The following is a 16,455-nucleotide window of genomic DNA, read 5'->3' as shown; positions in this document are numbered from 1 at the left end:
CTTTGTCAAAGTTTAAAACTTTGACAAAGCCTTGAAATCTTAGAGCCTTTGTAACTTAGCATCTCAGAGTTTTTGTCCCTTTGAGCCTTTGCAACTTTGAAACTTCTATAAAAAATCTTTCTCAGAAACCCCTTCGTTGATCTTAATGTCAGACATTTTAATATCCAATTCAAAACCAACATTCTGAACTAAGTTAAAAGGAACTTTAACGCCTTTTACTTCTTTATAATCATTGAAATTAGTGATTTGTTCAACTGATTTGCCGTCTTGTTCGCGAACTTTAGATTCGGCTGTTTTTAATCCAGATTTAACGTCGTAATAATACTTTGTTTTGCCATCTTTAATTACGTAAGCATCATTCCCGTTAATTGGTTCAATTCCTTCTACTTTAAGATCCGTTCTTTTTACAAGTTGTAATTCTTCAAAAGGAGCGGCATTAGCTTTCATTTCGGCTAAATCTTCACCTTCAAGGTTTTTTCTTTGTCCTTGCTGTTCAACGTAAGCACCTTTTTCGTTAACCACCTGTTTCATTAAATTCATAGTTCCCATAGAAAGCGAAACCATCATTTTTCCTTTTGAATCTAACTTAGAAATAAAAGTTAATGGATTAGGAGCTTGCGGAACAGTTGTTGTGCCATTCATGTATAATGTTTTTACTGCTGTAACTGCTTTTTCTCCACCAATTGCGTTAATATAGTTTTCAAAAACCTTTTTTGCGCTAATATCTTTAGGCGCCTCTTTTTTTGTAGCAGGTTTTTCAACTGGATTTCCGTATTTGTCGAAATAATGAATCGGAATTTGTAATTTTTCTAAACCAGAGATTACATCAGATCCTTTACCAACAATTACGATACGCATATTGTCTAACAAGAAATACTTGTTGGCCACACGATAAATATCATCGGCAGTAACATTGTTAATGGTCTGAATGTATTTTTCGTAGAAATCTGCAGGAAGTTTTTCGGTTTCAATGTTCAAAGCGTAACGTGCGACAGCTTGCGGTTTTTCAACTTGCATTACAAATCTTCCAATATAACCTGCTTTTACATTTCTTAAAACTTCTGGATCAACTCTTTCTGTTCTGATTCTCTTGATTTCTTTAACGAATTGAACAACAGCGCTATCTGTTACTGTGTTTCTAACAGCAGATGAAGCCTTAAATTTAGTAACATACTTTCCGCTCCCAATGCTAGAGCTTGCTCCATAAGTCCAAGCATGCTGTTCGCGTAAATTCATGTTTAAGTAACTATTAAAATCGCCTCCAAGAATTTGATTCGCAATAACGGCAGGAAAAAAATCAGGATCGTTCATTCTTAAATTTACCGTATTTACTAATGAAATTTCAGATTGAACCGCATTTGGAACATCAACAAAATCGATTTGTAAGCTCGAAACATTTACTGGAGTTGGGTAGGTGTTTTTTGGTGCAGTCTGTTTTTTCCATCCGCTGAATAATTTCTCAACAGCAGTTTTTGCTTCTTTAAATTTGACGTCTCCAATAATAACTAAATAAGCATTTTCTGGAACGAAATAAGTATTGTAATTATTTTGAACATCTGCAAGAGTTACATTTTTTACAGTCTCTTCAGAAAGATATTCTCCTACCGGATGATTTTTTCCAAAAGCCAAAACATCAACCACTCGGTTTGAAATGGCAGGAACGCTTTTTTCATCGGCTTTAAGGCCTTCCAAAAGTTTTGCTTTTTCTTTATCAAATTCAGTTTGAGTGAAGTTTGGTTGTAAAGCACCTTCTGCTAATAGCTCTAAGACGCGGCCAGAATACTTTGACAATGAACTTGCATAGGCGCCTTGAGAAGTAAAGTTGATATTAGCGCCGTAAAAATCAATTTCTTCGTTAAAAGCTTCTTTGGTTGTTTTTTTAGTTCCGTTTCCAATTAAGCTGCTGGTCAATTCGTCAACCCCTTTTTTGTTGCCTTCGGTAAATGGAGCATTATCTAAAGTAAGTGTATAGCTCACTCTAGGTAATTTGTGGTTTTCAACAACTAAAACTTTCATTCCGTTTGCTAAAACAAAGGTCTGCGGTTTTTTGATGTTGACTACTGGGGCATTTCCTGGTTTGGGTTGTGGACGATCTTGTGCTTGCATAATTCCAGTTAGGAAAATAAGGATTAAAAAAGGATATATTTTTTTCATGATTCGATATTCTTAGTTTTGAGATTTGGCAGTAGGAATATAATCTAAAATCAAACGCTGATTCGGATTCAGGTATTTTTTGGCAACTTCTCTAATTTCTTCTCTCGTAATAGAATGGTAAATGTCGATTTCAGTATTAATTAAATTGACATCTCCATACAGAAGATAATAAGAGGCCAGATTTTCTGCAATTCCTTCTACGCTTGCATTGGCATTTACGTAATTGTTATCGAATTTATTCTGTAATTTTTCATAATCTTTTTCGGAAATAAGATCGGTTTGGATTTTTACAATTTCCTCATCCATTTCCTTTAAAATATCATTAATGGTGTATGGTACCATTGGTAGGCCATAAAGAATGTACATTCCGTAATCTTCTTGGCTAAATCCTACTGCGCCAATTTGTAACGCCATTTTTTTGTCGTCAACTATTTTTTTATAAAGTTTAGAGCTTTTTCCATCACTTAAATAAGAAGAAATCAAATCTAAAACCCTAGCATCTCTGGTTTTCATTGAAGGCGTTCTGTATGAAGCTACAATCATTGGAATCTGAATATTCGGATCTTCGTAAGTTGCTTTAATAGTTTGGTTTATAGGTTCTTCTGTGTAAGTTTGTTTTTTAACTTCTTCACCTTTTGGAATTGGTCCAAAATATTTCTGAATCCATTCTTTTGTTTTTGTTTTTTCAAAATCTCCTGCAACGACCAAAACGGCATTGTTTGGAGTATAGAATTTTTTATTGAAAGCCTGGAATTCTTCAAGAGTTGCTGCATCCAAATCTTTCATAGAACCAATTGTAGTCCATCTATAAGGATGATTTTTGAACATGTTCTTTTTAACCTCAGGAAGAATATTTCCGTACGGCTGATTGTCATAACGCATTCTTTTTTCTTCCTTTACGACTTCATTCTGCGTGTCAACTCCAATCTTATTAATGATAGGATGCATTAATCTTTCCGATTCCATCCATAAGCCAAGTTCTAAACTGTTAGAAGGGAAAACTTCATAATAATACGTTCTGTCATCAGATGTGTTGGCGTTGTTTACACCTCCATTTGCAGTAACAATTTTCATCCATTCCCCACGTTTTATATTTTGGGTTCCTTCAAATAATAGATGTTCAAAAAAGTGGGCAAATCCAGTTCTGTCCGGACGTTCGTCTTTTGATCCCACATGATACATTACCGAAGTGATAACGACAGGAGCAGAAGGGTCATTGTGTAAAATGACATGCAGGCCATTGTCTAAGTCGTATTCTTCGAAAGCTACTTTTTGGGCATGAGCCACTCCGCCAAGCATTAATGCAGCACTTAACATCATTACTGATTTTTTCATAAAGATTAATAATTTTAAAATATCAACATATAGTAGGTAGACAAGAGTTGATTTTGGTTACACCAAAAATAGTTTTTTTTAATTACGAATTGTAGATTTGGTTTTAAATAAATACAATTTTAACAATCTTTTACTTTAAATTAATTAGGTTTTATGTGCAGAACTACCTGAAAAACAAGGTTTTTTCGGGTAAAAATATTTTTGCTTCTATAGGTTGCATAGTAAATTATTAGTTGTATATTTGCAACCTTAAAATTCAATAAATCAATTTGATATGTATGCAATCGTAGAGATAGCAGGGCAACAATTTAAAGTAAGCAAAGACTTAAAGGTTTATGTTCACCGTTTAGCTAATGAAGAAGGTTCAAAAGTTTCTTTTGACAAAGTTCTTTTATTAGATGATAACGGAAATGTAACTTTAGGCGCCCCAGCTATAGAAGGTGCTTCAGTAGAAGCTAAAGTGTTACAACACTTAAAAGGTGATAAAGTTATCGTTTTCAAAAAGAAAAGAAGAAAAGGATACAAAAAAAGAAATGGTCACAGACAATATCTTACACAAATTGTAATTGAAGGTATTACTGCAGCAGGAGGAACTAAAAAAGCAGCAGCTAAAAAAGCGGTTGTAGCAGAAGAAGCAGCTACTGAAGAAGTAGAAGCTCCAAAAGCAAAAAAAGCAGCTCCAAAAGCTAAAAAAGAAGCTACTAAAGAATAATAACAATATTTAAACTCATACGTCATGGCTCACAAGAAAGGTGTCGGTAGTTCGAAGAATGGTAGAGAATCAGAATCAAAACGTTTAGGCGTTAAGATTTATGGTGGACAAGCTGCTATTGCTGGGAACATCATCGTTAGACAAAGAGGTTCGAAACACAATCCAGGTGAAAACGTTTACATTAGTAAAGATCACACTCTTCACGCAAGAGTTGCTGGAGTTGTTAAGTTCCAAAAGAAAAGAGATAACAAATCTTATGTATCTATTATTCCTTTCGAGGCTTAATAATTTAAGATTACTTTTTATAAAAAACCCGTTCAGAAATGATCGGGTTTTTTTTATTTCTATGACTTTTTTGGAAAGACTTTAAAACTTACATTTGTTTAGCCTCTTTAAATAAAAAAGTTTGAAAAAGATTTTAATATTGTTTTTGTTGTGCTGTCTGGGCACTTATGCAAATACTCCTTCGGAAAATATCGCAAGTCATTTAAGTTCTTTAAATGAAAAACAGAAAAAAACTTTATATGAATTTGAAGTTCTAAAAAGAAATGGCTTTAAAACAGATCAATTTTGGGAGGAAAACAAAAAATTGTTTCCAGAGTTTGATTCTAAAATGAGAGATGAATTAGCACAGCAGATTTTTGAAAATTCCAAAGTAATCTACGAACCTCAAAAAAACTCCAGAGTTCAAATTTGGATGCAGACTCAATTGTTTACGAACTGGATGTTTTATTTGTCGGCCTTTATAGCTATTTGTGCAGTTATTGCGCTCTTTAAAAAATATTGGAGCTTATGGATTGGGTTTCTTCTTAGACGTTTAGAGCCTGTTTTAAGATGTTTATTTTCTCCTTTATTGTTGACTCTCGAACTTTTGATAGTAGGACTCGCTTGTATCTTTTATGCCGTTTCTGTTGAGGATTTTGTAGTGCGAACAGTAATTATTCATTTGGGACTATTTTTATTATGGAGTCAGTCAACGGCTTTGTTTACTAGAGAATATTGGGTTAAAAAATACGTTTTTGAGATCGGAAGTAATTTCTGGGGAAAAGACCCGTGGGAGACTATAAAAACAATATGTCTGCCAGCTGTTTTGGTTACATTGGCTCTTTGGTATGTATTGTATAAAGTTCCTGCAGATATTTTTTATAACTACGAAATTGTGGTTTCAGCAATTGCTGCAATTTATGCTTTACCGTTTTGGCGTACATTGGAAAAATTTATGTATCCAATTTTATTTCCTTTTAAGAATGAAGGATATAGAGAAAGAAGTATCAATTCTCTAGGCGCATGTACAGTTGTAGCGGTTGTTTTGACTATTGTTCTTGTGCTGCAATGGAATGCTGTTTTTTATAATGTTATTGCAGCATTCATAAGTTTGGAGATTTTCTCATTTTTAATACTGTCACTAAAAATGAATCATAAATACAGTTTTAGAAATTATTATTTTATACAATTGGTAACGTTCCTTTTTCTGGGAGCGGTTTTTCTATACGGTTTTTATTTTGCCTTATATGAAGTGATCTGGTTTGCAATTATAGGATCAACCTTGTTTGTAATAATAAAGTATATGGAAGTCTTTTCTTTTTTCTCAAATTGGAAAAGAGGAAGAGGTTGGGCTTGGAAATTATTGGGACTTGCAGTTTTGTTTTGGCTTTTAGGCAAGGGAATTTTGTTTCTTTCAAAACAAATATTTGCAGTCTAATTATCTGGAAAAGAAAAACCTTTGTCAAAGTTTTAAACTTTTACAAAGGTTGATATGTTGAGATCCAGTTTGGAATTTGGAATTTTTTAGTTTGAAATTTTAATTCTCTGTATCCTTAGTTTCTTCCAGGTCTTCTGTTTTTCTTCCCACTTTTACTTTTGGATTATCCTGTGTTCCTGTTACGGTTAAAGGAATTCCAAAAATACCGAAAGGAGGCAGCCCTAAACGCATTTTTAGGTTCAGTCTTCCGTCTAAGCTTGATGTCCCTTCGATTCTTGGTCTAAAGCCTGCAAACTTAAATTTAAAGCGTTCTACAGTTATAATGTTGTTTTTAATGGTTGTTTTAATGTCTACTTTCGAAAGATCTGGATTTTTCATAGACTCTGAATTTGTTTGTTTGCTTACAGCATTAAACATTTTCAAACCTCTCACTTTTACATCTTTTACAGAAAGCGTCCCACCGCCTACAAGAGAAGGATAGACAGGATCCATATTTCCGTTTAAGCGACCTTTTAATTGATAATCTAAAGAAACAATTCCTTGAGCTTTCTCTGCGGCGCTGGCCATTTTTCTGAAAACTTCAATTTCATTGTACGCTCTTTTAATATCAAAATCAGTAGCTTTTATAGCGTAATCAAAATTTGCTTTTTGCGGAGTAACAGCTTGATAATTGGCGTTCATAGAAACGTTGCATCCAATTAAGTTGAAACCAGTATTTTGCATAGTTAATTTACCATTTTTCATGGTTAAATTTCCAGTTGCATTTTGCAGATTCAGTTTGTCGAAATTAACTTTTTGCGCATTTGCGAATAACTGTAAATTCAAATTGTTTGGAATGATAATAACGCCAGTTTGGGTGTTGTCTGATTGTTTGGCTTCTGTTTTTGGAGCTGGACTTTGTGTTACAGGTGTATTAGGATTTACACTCGACATAAATTCGTCAATATTGATATATCGAGAAGTAACTTTAAAAGAACCTCTTAAAACGCCTGTATTGGTCATGGTGTAATTAAAAACATTCTGTAAATAACCATTCATTTTAAAATCAGATTGTCCGTAAGCGGCCAAGAAATTATTGAACGACATTTTATCCTGATTGATTTTGAAAATTCCTTCTTTGATAATGAATTTCTTTGGAAGATATTCAGAAGCAATTCCAATGTTTCTTAATTCAAGAGTACCTTTATTGTTTAGTTTGCTGTAATTTCCTTTTTCGGCATCGCTTTGTTTTCCTTTCAAAGACAAATCTGCTTTTACGAAACCGTCAAGATCAAGGCCTTTTTGCGAGAAAACTTTATAAATTCTGCTCACATCCAATTCTCCTTTTGCTTTTATGTCATAATTTAAATCGTCAAAATTGCTTAAATAAGCTTGCACAAAAACAGGTTTTCCTTCAAAAGTAAATTGAGTTGGGGTTAAGTTTATTTTTAAATCCTCAAAAGTTCCTTTTTGGTTTTCGATTTTCGATTTAATAATAATGTTTGTAATCGGATTCGGGTAATACGGTGTTTTTAAATAACCATTTTCCAAATTAACAATTCCGTTTGTAACAGGAAAGCGCTTGTTTTTTTGATCGAATACTCCGTTTGCTTTTACATCTCCAGCCAAAGCTCCTTTTAGCTCAATATCAGGAATTCCGAGTGCTTTGGTTAGTTTTTCAAGATCAATTTTAGCTTTAAAATCGGCATTAATTTCGGGTGTGTTTACTCCTTTAACCCAAAATGTAGATTTTAAATAATCCTGATTAATGTTCAAGGAAAGGTTTTTTGCATCGACAATAACCAGATCCGGATTTAAAGACGGAACTTTTGTTTTAATGTCTAAATTTAAGTTTGAAACAGGAAATGCGCTTTTGTTATAATTGACAAAACCGTCGTTTATTTTTACATCTAAGTTCAAATCTGGAGCAATATTTTCTGAAGCGATATACTTTCCTTTTAAGGTAAGTAAAAGATTCGTATTTCCTTTCAATTCGGTTTTAGAAAGCCAAGTAATGTATTTTGGAGGAAAAGCGGTAAAAACATCATATAGATTGCTGTTGTCAGATTTAATCACAAAATCCATGTTGTAACCATCTTTCAAAATGTCAAATTTTCCTTTAAAGTCCACCAGAAGCTGATTGATTTTAAGGTTGTTTTGTTGGAAAAAGAAAGAAAGCGAGTTGATGTTGACTTTTGTGATCAAATCAGCATCAATTTTTTTGTTCATTAAATAAGGTTCGTCTTCATAAACGATATTCAATTTCTCGATTTTAGCTTTCGAATACAAATCAAATACGGCTTTATTCAAATCTCCTTTTCCTAAATAATTAAATCCGTAAGCGTCAAAATGGACTTTTGTCGATTTATCGTCGTAAATAATTTTACTGTTTAAAATCTCAATTCGCTCTAGTTTTAAGGCAGTGTCGGAGCTGTCTTTTGGTTGCGAAGCCTGTTCCTGAGATTTATAAATGTTGTAGTTGGCTTCTCCATTTGGATTCACTTTTACATTTATAAAAGAATCGGATAAATAAATCTGGTCAATTTTTACCGATTTGCTGAAAATAAGACTCGCTACATTGATTCCGAAAGAAACCTCTTTTGCGGTGATAAATTTTTCGTTTGTATATGGAGCTGAACCATTTAAGCTTAAATTATCTAAAGTTAAAGTAAGAGAAGGAAAATGGCGGAAGAATGAGACAGAAACGTCAGAATAATTCAGTTCTGCGCTTAATCTTTCATTGGCTGTTTTCTTTATTTGCTCTTTTATTTGATCCTCAAAGACGATAGGCGTTAAAAATAATAATCCTATAATAACCGCGAAAGTTATTCCGAAATACTTCGCAATTTTAAAAACGATTGATTTGGATTTACTTTTCTGCATAGCGAATAGTGGTATTTAAATATGAAAATAGAGTAATAAAAAAAGAGCGTAATTTATCCGTGAACGGTTTCGTTTTTACCATAATTAGTAATAATCGAACCTTCATATTCAATCCATTCTTTCCAGCGTTTATCAATATCAATATTATCTTGATATTTTCTGGCAAATCCTAAAAATGTAGTGTAATGGCCAGCTTCAGAGATCATTAAATCGCGGTAGAATTTTGCTAATTCTTCATCTTTAATGTTTTCAGAAAGTACTTTAAAACGCTCACAACTTCTAGCTTCGATCATGGCAGAAAACAATAACCGGTCGCAAAGTGCATCTCTACGGCTACCATCTTTTTTCATGAATTTAAAAAGTACATTTACGTAATGATCTTTTCTTTCGCGGCCTAAAGCAAGTCCGCGTTGCTTTATGATGTTATGAACCATCTGAAAATGTTCCAGTTCTTCTCTAGCAATTTCAAGCATTTCGGTTACCAATTCTTCGAGTTCAGAGTTGTAAGTCACGATACTAATCGCATTTGAAGCCGCTTTTTGCTCGCACCAGGCGTGATCCGTTAAAATTTCTTCGATATTTGACTCAACGATATTTACCCAGCGAGGGTCTGTAGCTAATTTTAATCCCAACATAATTTCCCACCATTTAGATTTTGCAAAATTAGTGTTTTTTTACCACCGAATTTCAGGAAATTGGGTGCAAATCCGCGGAAAATAGTATTATTTTGTAATATGAAACAAAGATTATGAATCAAATCAAAAAACTTTTAATTATAGGGTTTGTCTGGCCCGAGCCAAAGTCTTCTGCAGCAGGTGGAAGAATGATGCAATTGATTTCTATTTTCAAAGAAAATGGATTCGAAATTACTTTTGCAAGTGCGGCTCAGGATAGTAGTTTTATGGTTGATTTGTCTGAGTTTGGAGTAATAAAAAAGAGCATCGAACTCAATTCTTCTACTTTTGATGATTTTATCTTGGAATTAAATCCAGATGTTGTCTTGTTTGATCGCTTTATGATTGAAGAACAATTTGGGTGGCGCGTAATTGAAAAGTGCCCAAAAGCAATTAGAATTTTAGACACAGAAGATGTACATTGTTTAAGAACGGCGAGGCAAAAAGCTTTCAAGGAAAATCGGATTTTTGAAATCCAAGATTTATTGTCTGAAGAAGTGGCAAAACGAGAAATTGCCAGTATTTTAAGATGTGATCTGTCTTTAATTATTTCTGAATTCGAAATGAATATTCTAAAAGATGTTTTCAAAATTAATGAAGACTTACTTTTTTATCTTCCGTTTTTAGTGGATAAAATGAAAGAGGAAGAGCTTTTGAAATTGCCTTCTTTTGATGAACGGAAAAATTTCATTTTCATTGGAAATTTTCTTCATGAACCAAATTGGAATACCGTTCAATATTTGAAAGAAGCAATCTGGCCTTCTATAAAAAGAGATTTTCCAGAAGCCATTTTGGAAGTCTATGGAGCATATCCTTCACAAAAAGTACTGCAATTGCATCAGCCTAAAAATGGTTTTTATATAATGAGAAGGGCAGAAGATGCCAATGAAATTGTAAAAAAAGCTAAAGTTGTTCTAGCGCCAATTCGTTTTGGTGCGGGTTTAAAAGGTAAACTTTTAGAAGCAATGCAATGTGGAACGCCAAGTGCGACAACTTCAATTGGTTCTGAAGCAATGTATGAAAATTTGCCTTGGAATGGTTTCATTGAAGATGATTCGGTTGAGTTTGCAAAAAAAGCGATTGAGCTTTATAAGGATGAGAATTTTTGGAAACAATCACAAAAAAACGGAATCGAAATCATTAATAAATGCTATCAGAAAAGCGCTTATTCAAGTCAATTGATTTCATTGATAAATTCACTTTTAATAGATTCAAAAAGCCATCGTCTTCATAATTTCATGGGAAATCTGCTCCAGCATCACGCTTATACAAGTACGAGATACATGTCTAAATGGATAGAAGCGAAAAATAAGTAATCAGTAACAGTTTACAGTAATCAGCAAACTGCGACTCTAAACTAAGTATCCATTTTGCCAAAACCTATCGTTTCGCGATAGATTTGTGGCGAAACATCTGCGTTGGTTTTAAAGAAACGACTGAAATAATGTTCATCATCATAACCTAATTCGTATGCAATTTCTTTGACCGTTTTGTTGGTCATGTATAATTCCCTTTTGGCTTCAATGATGATTCTTTCCGAAATTAAATCTGTTAAGGTTTTATTGAAATAATTCTTAGATAATTTTGCCAAGGCTTTTGAGGAAATATTCAATAATTCAGCATAGTTTCCAGCAGAATGTTTTGTTTTAAAATTCAGTTCAATGGCATCTTTTAAGTTTTGGAGAATGATAGGTTCTTTAGAATCTGGAACCGATTTCATTTCTTCCAATTGCTCTGTTTTTAATCTTGAAGCGGTAATTAAAAATATTTTCAAATAAGAAATCAATAATTCATACTGCGCTAATTCTGCGTTCTGAATTTCAGCTTTCATCTGATCAATTACCATATTAAAAGTTTGCGAAGCCTGTTCTGTAACCTGAACATACGGAGGTTGATAAATATTATTGAATAAAACGCCATTGCAGGAAACCTCTTTTTGATGCATGTGAATGCAATAAAAATCAGAATGAAAATGGATTGCGATTCCTTCAATTGGTTCGCTCACGCAAAGCATAAAAGGCTGATAAGGCGAAAAAGCAAGAAGTGAGTTTTCTTCAAAATGGTGTTCTGCAAAATCGGCTTTTACTTTGCCTTTTCCTTTGGTTACCCAAATTAAAGAGTAATAGTTATTTCGTTGCAAATGATCAAAATGGCTGTTGTCGCTAAACGGAAGAATTTTAAAAGCCAAATTTCCATTTTGCGGATTTATTAAGGTAAAAACATTTTGAGAGCTCATAACCTGTTTTGTTTTTGAAAGTATAAAGATAGCCATGAAATAAATCCGTGGCTATCTTTGCAAATTGTTTTTTGTTATAGTGATTGCGTAAATCTTGATTAAACTGCTGGAAAATCAATTTCCGTATTTGCTACATTGTTAAAGTAGTTTGTCAATACATTCAAAGCTACATGAGCGATAGTTTCTGCAATTTCAGCATCAGAAACTCCTGCGTTTTTAGCTTTGTTGACATCTTCGTCATTTACTAAACCACCTTTGCTAATTAAGGTTTTAGCCAATTGTAAAATAGCCTCTGTTTTAGCATCATCAGAATTTCCTGTTCTTGCCGCTTTTAAAATTGCAGGATCTGCTTTTACTAGTTTTTCTCCAATAAAGGTGTGGGCTGCTAAACAATAATCGCAAGAGTTGCTTTCTGAAACCGCCAATGCAATTAATTCACCTGTTTTTGCGCTTAATTTTCCGTGACTTAATGCGCCGCTCAAATTCAAATATCCTTCCAAAACGGCTGGAGAATTTCCCATTGTTCTCATCATGTTTGGAACAACGCCTAATTTTGCCTGAACTGCGTTGAATAAATCTTTAGTTTTTCCTGTTACTTCTTCTGGGTTTAAAGCTGTTAATCGTGTCATTTTATTTAATTTTTAATTGTTGTTATTTGTTGTCGTCTTTTGACATTACAAAGGTGCGACGATTACAGATTTTAAAACATGGAGAATGTACGCTATGTGATGGATAATTTTCCCTGATCGTTTTTTCAGGAGCTAATCCCGCTATCCGTTGCAATCTTTTGTGCCGAACCCCGGCACAAAAGGATTTTCACTTCTATCGGGGCTAGGGTACTCGTTTTCATAAGAATGTTTTAGTTTAGTTTGTCATTTCGGAACGAGAAATTGCACTAGAGATTCTGGGAATAATTAACACAATCTTGTCATTTCGACGAAGGAGAAATCTTCGTAAGAAGCTCGACAAAGATTAGGAATGTTCTGTGTTTTTCCATCCAGTTTGTCATTTCGACTGAAAGGAGAAATCACACTAGAAACTCCGCAAAGAAAACCTCCAATCTTTGTGGTTACGAGTGTGATTTCTCCTTTCAGTCGAAATGACAAATAGTGCGTAAAAAAAAATAGGTTGTGCTTGAAAAGACAACCTATTTTTAAAATAATATTCTTGAAATCTTTATTTCAAAACACCTTCAGCATCCTGAATAGTTGTAGCATGATAACCAGACTTCGCTTTCTCGAAAACCTGTTTTGCCCAAATTTTTCCTTCTGGAGTTTTAACCATTTCTTTATAAAGCATCATGATAGAACCAGTTCTGCTGCTTCCAATTAAAAATTGTTCAATTGCAGGATTTGCTGCTTTATATTGATGACGAATTGCCTGAACAAACCATTGGCGTTTAATGATGAAATTACCGCCTTTAGTAAAGTTGAATTCTTTATCAATTGCTTCCATTTCTTTTGCAGTAATATCAGCAGGAAGATGATCAATAAAATGCTGTTTTTCTGCAGTTGTTGTAATTTTTTTGCTTAAACCTGCAACGCCAGTTTCTCTCCAGCTTTTTTGAATAGCATCAATGGCATCAAAATCTGCAGAACTTACAGGAAGAATGTTTGATGGAATTCCTGGTTTGTAAATCCAGTTATCTAATTGGATTTTATCTGCTAAAACTTTATCGCCTTTAATAAGGTTTTCGTTGATGTATTTAACGAAATCTTCTGTTGTAATAGATTGAAAAGCGTGAGAATCAAAATAATTTTTAATAAACGGATCGAATTTTTCACGCCCGACAGCATTTTCAATAACTCTTAAAAAAGCATATCCTTTTACGTAAGGAATCATGCTGATACCTTCGTCAGGGTTTCTTCCTGTCAAGCTAACTTTTAATCTTGTGTCTGGATTTGTATCTCCATATTCGGCAACATTATCAACCAATTCTTTATTGGTGATAACATTTTGCATGTCAAATTCTTTCTTCCCGAAGATTGCTTCTCCAATTCTGTGCTCAACATAAGTAGTAAAACCTTCGTTTAGCCAAATATCATCCCAAGTTGCGTTTGTAACTAGGTTTCCGCTCCAGCTGTGTCCTAATTCGTGTGCTAGTAAACTCGTAAGAGAACGATCTCCAGCAATTACTCCCGGAGTTAAGAAAGTCAAGTTTGGATTTTCCATTCCGCCATAAGGGAAGCTTGGAGGTAACACCAGAACATCGTAACGTCCCCAGCGGTATGGTCCGTATAGTTTTTCGGCAGCATTTACCATTTTTCCTAATTCAGCAAATTCATAAGCTGCGCTTTTTAGAACAGATGGTTCTGCGTAAACTCCAGTTCTGTTGTCGATGGCTTGAAATTCGATATCTCCAACAGCAATTGCCATTAAATAAGAAGGAATTGCTTTGTCTTGTTTGAAAGTATAGATTCCAGTATCATTTTTCTTCTGCGGATTTACAGCGCTCATAACGGCTAATAAATCTTTAGGAACGGTAACTTTTGCATTATAAGTAAAACGAATTCCTGGAGAATCTTGACACGGAATCCATGTGCGTGACCAAACGCTTTCGCCTTGAGAGAAAACAAAAGGTTTCTTTTTGTCTGCAGTTTGTTCTGGTTTTAACCATTGCAATGCCACAGCATCTTTAGTGGTGTTGTAGTAAATATTTACTTTGGTTGTATTGGGGTCGATTGTAATATGAAGCGGTTTTCCGTGAAATTCAGTGGCTGCCCCAAGTTCGAATTTGGTTTCTTTTTCGTCATCGCCTAAAGTTACTTTTGTGATGTCTAAAGTGTTTTCGTCGAAAATAATTTCGTTCCCTTTGCTGATGTTATCAATTGTCCAAGATGCTTTTCCTGAAATAGTTTGCGTGTCAAAATCAACTTTGATATCCAGATCAAGATGTTTTACAACAGCAAGTTCTGGTTTGGAATAACTGTGTTCGTCTGTAACGGCACCTGTTTTTTCTGTCTGGTCTTTTTTCTGGCAGGCAATTGCTGTCAGAAATAAAGTAACAAGAATTAGTTTCTTCATTTTGTGAGGTTTTGAATTTGAGGATGAAAATTAAACAAAAAATCCCGTCCTGAAAAACTTCGGGACGGGATTTTATTATGGATACCTTCGACTTCGCTCAGGCTGGCAATTTGAAATTATGCCAACATTGTAACTGGGCTTTCGATGTATTGTTTTAATGTTTGTAAGAACTGAGCTCCAGTTGCTCCGTCAATTGTTCTGTGGTCACATGCTAATGATAACATCATTGTGTTTCCAACTACGATTTGACCGTTTTTAACTACTGGTTTCTCAACAATTGCACCTACAGAAAGGATAGCAGAGTTTGGTTGGTTGATAATTGAATTGAATTCAGTAATACCAAACATTCCAAGGTTAGATACTGTAAAAGTACTTCCTTCCATTTCTTGTGGTCCTAATTTTTTGTTTTTAGCTCTTCCGGCAAGATCTCTTACTGAACCACCGATTTGAGATAAACTCATAGCGTCTGTAAATTTCAATACAGGAACTACTAATCCGTCCTCAACAGCTACAGCAACACCAATGTTTACGTGGTGGTTGATGATGATAGCATCTTCTTTCCACTGAGAGTTGATTTTTGGATGTTTTTTCAATGCTAAAGCACAAGCTTTGATTACCATATCGTTGAAAGATACTTTTGTATCTGGAACGCTATTGATAGCAGCTCTTGCTTGCATTGCTTCGTCCATGCTTACTTCGATCACTAAGTTGTAGTGAGGCGCAGTAAATAAAGATTCTGCCAAACGTTTTGCAATGATTTTACGCATTTGAGAATTTTTGATCTCTTCTGTGTAAACTTCTCCAGCAGGAACAAAAACTTTTGGTGCAGCAGGAGCAGATGCTTCTTGTTTAGCAGCAGGTGCAGAAGCAGTTTGTGCTTGAGCAGATGGAGTAAAGTTCTCGATATCGCTTTTTACGATACGTCCGTTTTCTCCAGAACCTTTAACTTGAGATAGTTGGATTCCTTTGTCAGAAGCAATTTTCTTAGCTAATGGTGAAGCTAAAATTCTTCCTCCGTTTGAAGTTTCAGCAGCAGCTTCAGGTGCTTTTTCAGCAGCAGGAGCAGCTTTTTCTTCTGCAACAGGAGCACTTGCAGTTGCAGTGCCTCCAGCAGTAAAGTTATCAGCAACTCCAGAAATATCAGTTCCTGCAGGTCCAATGATAGCTAATAAGCTGTCAACAGGAGCAGTGTTTCCTTCTTGAATTCCGATGTATAATAATGTACCAGCATTGAAAGACTCAAACTCCATAGTCGCTTTGTCTGTTTCAATTTCTGCTAAAATATCGCCTTCAGCTACAGTATCGCCAACTTTTTTCAACCAAGTTGCAACAGTACCTTCGGTCATTGTATCGCTCAAACGAGGCATAGTTACAACTATAACACCTTTTGGTAATTCAGCTGCGGCTTTTGCAGGAGCAGCAGTTTCCGTTTTTGCTTCAGCAGCAGGAGCATCCGCTTTTGGAGCTTCAGCAGCAGGAGCATCACCACCAGCTAAAAGAGCAGAAATATCTTCTCCTTCTTTACCAATGATAGCTAATAATGAATCAACAGGAGCAGTTTCTCCAGCCTGAATTCCGATATGTAAAAGAGTTCCTTCGTTAAAAGATTCGAACTCCATTGTTGCTTTGTCTGTTTCAATTTCAGCTAAGATATCACCTTCGCTTACTTTGTCGCCTACTTTTTTAAGCCAAGTTGCTACCGTTCCTTCAGTCATAGTATCGCTCAAACGAGGCATTGTTACTTTAATCGCCATGA

12 protein-coding genes are annotated in these 16,455 nt (G+C 34.6%); 4 read left to right on the top strand and 8 right to left on the bottom strand.

The window, feature by feature from the left end; genetic code table 11:
- Window positions 1-105: 105 nt before the first annotated feature.
- Window positions 106-2,154, bottom strand: a complete 2,049-nt coding sequence (locus tag NCC77_RS02525) for a M16 family metallopeptidase (protein ID WP_250834221.1) — start codon at window positions 2,152-2,154, stop codon at window positions 106-108.
- A 12-nt stretch (window positions 2,155-2,166) separates the two neighbouring features.
- Window positions 2,167-3,489, bottom strand: a complete 1,323-nt coding sequence (locus NCC77_RS02520; protein ID WP_250834220.1) for a M16 family metallopeptidase — start codon at window positions 3,487-3,489, stop codon at window positions 2,167-2,169.
- Between the two features lie 274 nt (window positions 3,490-3,763).
- On the opposite strand from NCC77_RS02520, the gene rplU reads away from it, so the two are divergent.
- From rplU to NCC77_RS02505, 3 genes are all read left to right on the top strand, one after another.
- The gene (gene rplU, locus NCC77_RS02515; protein WP_073412831.1) at window positions 3,764-4,201 is read left to right on the top strand and encodes a 50S ribosomal protein L21; all 438 of its coding nucleotides are present in this window, start codon (window positions 3,764-3,766) and stop codon (window positions 4,199-4,201) included.
- Window positions 4,202-4,225: 24 nt separating this feature from the next.
- On the top strand, window positions 4,226-4,486 hold the full coding sequence (rpmA, locus tag NCC77_RS02510; RefSeq protein WP_012023622.1) for a 50S ribosomal protein L27: 261 nt from the start codon (window positions 4,226-4,228) through the stop codon (window positions 4,484-4,486).
- Window positions 4,487-4,607: 121 nt separating this feature from the next.
- The gene (locus NCC77_RS02505; RefSeq protein WP_250834219.1) at window positions 4,608-5,903 is read left to right on the top strand and encodes a hypothetical protein; all 1,296 of its coding nucleotides are present in this window, start codon (window positions 4,608-4,610) and stop codon (window positions 5,901-5,903) included.
- Between the two features lie 99 nt (window positions 5,904-6,002).
- Here NCC77_RS02505 and NCC77_RS02500 read toward each other — a convergent pair whose 3' ends face one another.
- Window positions 6,003-8,765: an AsmA family protein gene (locus tag NCC77_RS02500; RefSeq protein ID WP_250834218.1), complete on the bottom strand. Its 2,763-nt coding sequence runs from the start codon at window positions 8,763-8,765 to the stop codon at window positions 6,003-6,005.
- A gap of 53 nt (window positions 8,766-8,818) precedes the next feature.
- Window positions 8,819-9,400, bottom strand: a complete 582-nt coding sequence (locus tag NCC77_RS02495) for a MiaE family protein (RefSeq protein ID WP_095928023.1) — start codon at window positions 9,398-9,400, stop codon at window positions 8,819-8,821.
- Window positions 9,401-9,513: 113 nt separating this feature from the next.
- Here NCC77_RS02495 and NCC77_RS02490 point away from each other — a divergent pair, with 113 nt between their 5' ends.
- Complete coding sequence (locus NCC77_RS02490) at window positions 9,514-10,755, top strand: glycosyltransferase family 4 protein (protein WP_250834217.1); 1,242 nt, start codon at window positions 9,514-9,516, stop codon at window positions 10,753-10,755.
- 41 nt (window positions 10,756-10,796) lie between these two features.
- Here the strand turns inward: NCC77_RS02490 and NCC77_RS02485 are convergent, their stop codons facing one another.
- The 4 genes from NCC77_RS02485 to NCC77_RS02470 all read right to left on the bottom strand — a co-directional run bounded on the left by NCC77_RS02485 (window position 10,797) and on the right by NCC77_RS02470 (window position 16,453).
- Entirely contained in the window at window positions 10,797-11,675 is an 879-nt protein-coding gene (locus NCC77_RS02485; protein ID WP_250834216.1) for a helix-turn-helix domain-containing protein, read from the bottom strand.
- A gap of 98 nt (window positions 11,676-11,773) precedes the next feature.
- The gene (locus tag NCC77_RS02480) at window positions 11,774-12,304 is read right to left on the bottom strand and encodes a carboxymuconolactone decarboxylase family protein (protein WP_250834215.1); all 531 of its coding nucleotides are present in this window, start codon (window positions 12,302-12,304) and stop codon (window positions 11,774-11,776) included.
- A gap of 547 nt (window positions 12,305-12,851) precedes the next feature.
- Complete coding sequence (locus NCC77_RS02475) at window positions 12,852-14,699, bottom strand: hydrolase/aminopeptidase (RefSeq protein WP_250834214.1); 1,848 nt, start codon at window positions 14,697-14,699, stop codon at window positions 12,852-12,854.
- Between the two features lie 116 nt (window positions 14,700-14,815).
- Window positions 14,816-16,453 carry a dihydrolipoamide acetyltransferase family protein gene (locus NCC77_RS02470; RefSeq protein ID WP_250834213.1) on the bottom strand — a complete coding sequence of 546 codons (1,638 nt, stop codon included), beginning with the start codon at window positions 16,451-16,453 and terminating at the stop codon, window positions 14,816-14,818.
- Window positions 16,454-16,455: the final 2 nt, after the last annotated feature.

Source organism: Flavobacterium tyrosinilyticum, assembly GCF_023656565.1.
Lineage (GTDB): Bacteria > Bacteroidota > Bacteroidia > Flavobacteriales > Flavobacteriaceae > Flavobacterium > Flavobacterium tyrosinilyticum.
Note: the sequence above shows the minus strand (reverse complement) of the source record. Positions and strands in the feature narration are given on the sequence as shown.

Bases quoted from the DNA above. Each gene is read 5' to 3' on its own strand.
- NCC77_RS02525 (WP_250834221.1), bottom strand. From the start codon at position 2,154: ATGAAAAAAATATATCCTTTTTTAATCCTTATTTTCCTAACTGGAATT.
- NCC77_RS02520 (WP_250834220.1), bottom strand. From the start codon at position 3,489: ATGAAAAAATCAGTAATGATGTTAAGTGCTGCATTAATGCTTGGCGGA.
- rplU (WP_073412831.1), top strand. From the start codon at position 3,764: ATGTATGCAATCGTAGAGATAGCAGGGCAACAATTTAAAGTAAGCAAA.
- rpmA (WP_012023622.1), top strand. From the start codon at position 4,226: ATGGCTCACAAGAAAGGTGTCGGTAGTTCGAAGAATGGTAGAGAATCA.
- NCC77_RS02500 (WP_250834218.1), bottom strand. From the start codon at position 8,765: ATGCAGAAAAGTAAATCCAAATCAATCGTTTTTAAAATTGCGAAGTAT.
- NCC77_RS02495 (WP_095928023.1), bottom strand. From the start codon at position 9,400: ATGTTGGGATTAAAATTAGCTACAGACCCTCGCTGGGTAAATATCGTT.
- NCC77_RS02490 (WP_250834217.1), top strand. From the start codon at position 9,514: ATGAATCAAATCAAAAAACTTTTAATTATAGGGTTTGTCTGGCCCGAG.
- NCC77_RS02485 (WP_250834216.1), bottom strand. From the start codon at position 11,675: ATGAGCTCTCAAAATGTTTTTACCTTAATAAATCCGCAAAATGGAAAT.
- NCC77_RS02480 (WP_250834215.1), bottom strand. From the start codon at position 12,304: ATGACACGATTAACAGCTTTAAACCCAGAAGAAGTAACAGGAAAAACT.
- NCC77_RS02475 (WP_250834214.1), bottom strand. From the start codon at position 14,699: ATGAAGAAACTAATTCTTGTTACTTTATTTCTGACAGCAATTGCCTGC.
- NCC77_RS02470 (WP_250834213.1), bottom strand. From the start codon at position 16,453: ATGGCGATTAAAGTAACAATGCCTCGTTTGAGCGATACTATGACTGAA.